Consider the following 3,294-nt stretch of genomic DNA (forward strand, 5'->3'; position numbering starts at 1 on the left):
GAATTTAAGAATCTACCAATTCTTTTTCTTACANCNGATGTCAAGGGGATGCAAGATAAAGCATATTTTGCACTTCCCTTAAGTGCTCAAGGCTTAAATGTTTTTGGGAAAAATGTTGCCACCTTGGTTGGAATGTCCGGTTCATCAAGTGCCATTGCATCGACTCTTAAAGCGACATATGACCCGTCTGTGCGTACAGATAACCTTGAAGTAATCCTTACTTTGGTTACTGACTCCGGCATACGTAGACAGTTCAAGAAAGTATATACTTCCGATGGAGAAATCAAAAATAAGGATATTTTAATTTGGCCAAATTTCGTTTCTCCACAATGGGATGCATACTTTTTGTATAACGAACTGACTCACAACGGCACCAGTACGTCATACCGTGCTTTCCCATTCGTCGGTGATATGCAAGGCGATTATTTCCGAATTGTCGTTGATAGAGAGCAAGCTCCTGTTCTCTTAAGTCGCGACGGAAGAATAGTTGCGCCGGACAGGGTTGTCAAATCGGAACTATTGGTTCTTTCTGATGAAGCAGTTGCTGACAACCCCTACAAATACGAGATATATCGCTCCAACAAGCCGTTCAAAGGGGTAAGACTTCTTTCTCCAACCGGCAACGAAGGTGGTTATCTTCTCATAAACTATAGTTCTGCTCAAGGCGCGAACTTACCTCATGATTGGATGCGCCCGGGTGCTCACTCATCGTTGAATCCTGTTCGTTTGGGAATTGACTTTGGAAGTACCAATACATCAATCGCATATTCGAGCGACAGCACTCAGGAACAAGGATTTTCATTTGGGAATCAGCGTGTTTCACTAATGGGAAATGAGCTCCCAGGGAAGCCGTTGTTTCCTCGTGAGAATCAAGTGTTCTTTTTTCAAGGTGCAGGCCCGAGCGTTATGTCAAACGCCATCAAGAGCGTGTTGACTATTCACGATAATCGTCGCTTGCCTGCACTTAAAACTGGCGAAACACTCAAAATGAGGAACGAGCGTGAAGTTGTAGGTGGTTTCCCAAGTTTTGCTGATAATCTTCCGTTCTCTAATTCCGAAAAGAATAAAATCACTTTGTTCTATCCTAATGGTGTTGGAGAAGTTACCCAAATTCATAATATGAAGTGGGAGGACACGGATGCTGACAAAGCACATAAGAGTGCATTCTTGCGGACTCTTATGCTTCAAGTTTACGCTACGCTGTTTGCACAGGGTTTAGTACCTAATAGCATAAAATGGTCTTATCCATCTGCAATGGCGGGACAACTTCTGTATTCATATCAGAGTATTTGGGAGACGCTAAAAACGATTTCACCGGTTTTAAAAGAAAACGGCGAAAGATACGAGTTAAATGTTAGCCGCTATACTGATACCCGTTCGTTAGGAACCGATATTGGTACCGGGGCGTTTGGTACAGTGGGGCAAACATCAACCGGTTCCGAAGAAGGTTTTGGTGGCGGTTTCGGAGGCGGATTCGGCAGTCAAGATTCTTCTTTCGGGTGCGGATTCGGAAGCAACGGTTCCTCGGGCTTCGGAGGTAGTTTCGGCGGAGATTTTGGCAGTGACAACTCTTTGGGTGGCAATGCAGGATTTGGTGCACAAGAAAACAAAGCTCCAGCCGAAGAGAACACGTCTGAGGATTTTATGCCGGATAATCCAGACAAAGAGGTATCGTATGATCCGGAACCTTTATACACGATGACGAATGCAAATTCAAATCCGAGCCTATCAGAAGCGGAAGCAGTTGCCAATTTCATTTCGGTGAAATATGGCACAGAAACCAACGTCTTAAATCTTTGCTTTGATGTCGGTGGTAGTACCACCGATATATCTGCTTTATTCTATCTTAAGAATGGAGTCACGATGATAAAGCAAAATTCATTGCGTTTTGCCGCTCAACGTGTATCACAATCTGTTGCAAAATTTCCTCAATTCAAGAAGGTTTTAAGCTCCATTTGTGCCGAATACAAAATACAAATGGTTGGACTTAATTTCGGCAATGACACATACAATGAGCATACAGCGCCATACTTCTTCGATCAAATCGTTAATCGTCTTAACGATAACCAACTTGAACATCTATATCAGCGCATTGCAGCTGATTGTCCCCAGCTCATGTGTGTCAACATGTATGTAACGGGGCTTTTGATGTTCTATGCCGGGCAAGTCGCACACAAACTTATTGATGATCTGAATAAGACTCCGGAGACCGAATGGCCGGCTCGTCGCAAACCAAATGTTCGTGTTACTTTTGCCGGTAAGGGATCTCGACTTTTCCAGTGGCTTAATACCATTAATGCCGGAGCAGCCAAGCAATATTATGGACAAATGTTTGTGATGGGTTATGGCAAGGCACATCTGATGGAAACCCTTGCAGGATGGCAACTTATTGAGCTACCTCAACTTCACGATACTAATATCAAATATGAAGTATCGAAAGGTTTAGCCAAGGGAGATACCATTCTAAAGCGACCTCGCAATCAACAACCCTCCGAGATTATCGGAGAGTCTGGATTCGAGCTAACAGGAAACGATATGATACCACGGCCAATAGAGTTTACCAACTCCATTACTCCTGCGATGCTTGGCCAAATTGGTGTACGTCTTCGTGCCGATAACACTAAATCCCAAGCCGATAAATTCACTGAATTTTGTAGCTTCTTCTATCAAGCCGCTCGCCAACTCTTTAATTGGTCGGTTAATCCAGCCGAGCTTGAGACCGCCTGTCGTGACATGAACATTTCGGGTTATGTACAGAATATGCCGGAATTCCGTTCGGCAAGACGAGAAGCACAGGAGGGCGGTAAACCTTTCAGCTTTGTTGCTCCTATCATTATCCTTGAGGGTATGAAATTCTATGACAACACGTTGTTGAGACTATTAAGATGAACGGAGACAGCTATAAAATAATCATATCCATATCTCACCATCGCATTTCCTTTGAATACTGGCAACGCGATGGTGAGAACAAACTTGTATCGCTCCCTAATGGGAATTGGCCGGCACCTTTGGCTTTCTATTGCTCCGATACAGGTATTGTAATTGGAGAAGACGCTGTCCGTGCAGCCCATTCGGGAACTACCAACGCTTTCGATAATTATTTTGAACGATTAGTTGAAGACAGCACCTATACTATTGGCGGTCAGACTCGTCCCATAAGAAATCTACTGCTTGATGCCTCAGAATCTATTTTCCGAGATTTTTTCCGTCATATTCTCACTGGCGTCTCTTAAAATCTGTTAATGCGAAATTGTTAAACTCTGTATTCATGTTGGTTACGCGATTTTCTGGCCT

The 3,294-nt window shown here is 43.6% G+C and carries 2 protein-coding genes; both read left to right on the forward strand.

Annotated features, from left to right (window positions below):
* Window positions 1-48 precede the first annotated feature (48 nt).
* Entirely contained in the window at window positions 49-2,889 is a 2,841-nt protein-coding gene (locus tag JX312_RS10905) for a hypothetical protein (protein ID WP_204458015.1), read from the forward strand.
* Entirely contained in the window at window positions 2,886-3,233 is a 348-nt protein-coding gene (locus JX312_RS10910; RefSeq protein ID WP_204458016.1) for a hypothetical protein, read from the forward strand. The genes JX312_RS10905 and JX312_RS10910 overlap by 4 nt, the downstream gene beginning before the upstream one ends.
* Window positions 3,234-3,294: the final 61 nt, after the last annotated feature.

The organism is Barnesiella sp. CU968, from assembly GCF_905219685.1.
In the GTDB taxonomy this organism is placed as follows: Bacteria; Bacteroidota; Bacteroidia; order Bacteroidales; family Muribaculaceae; genus Lepagella; species Lepagella muris_A.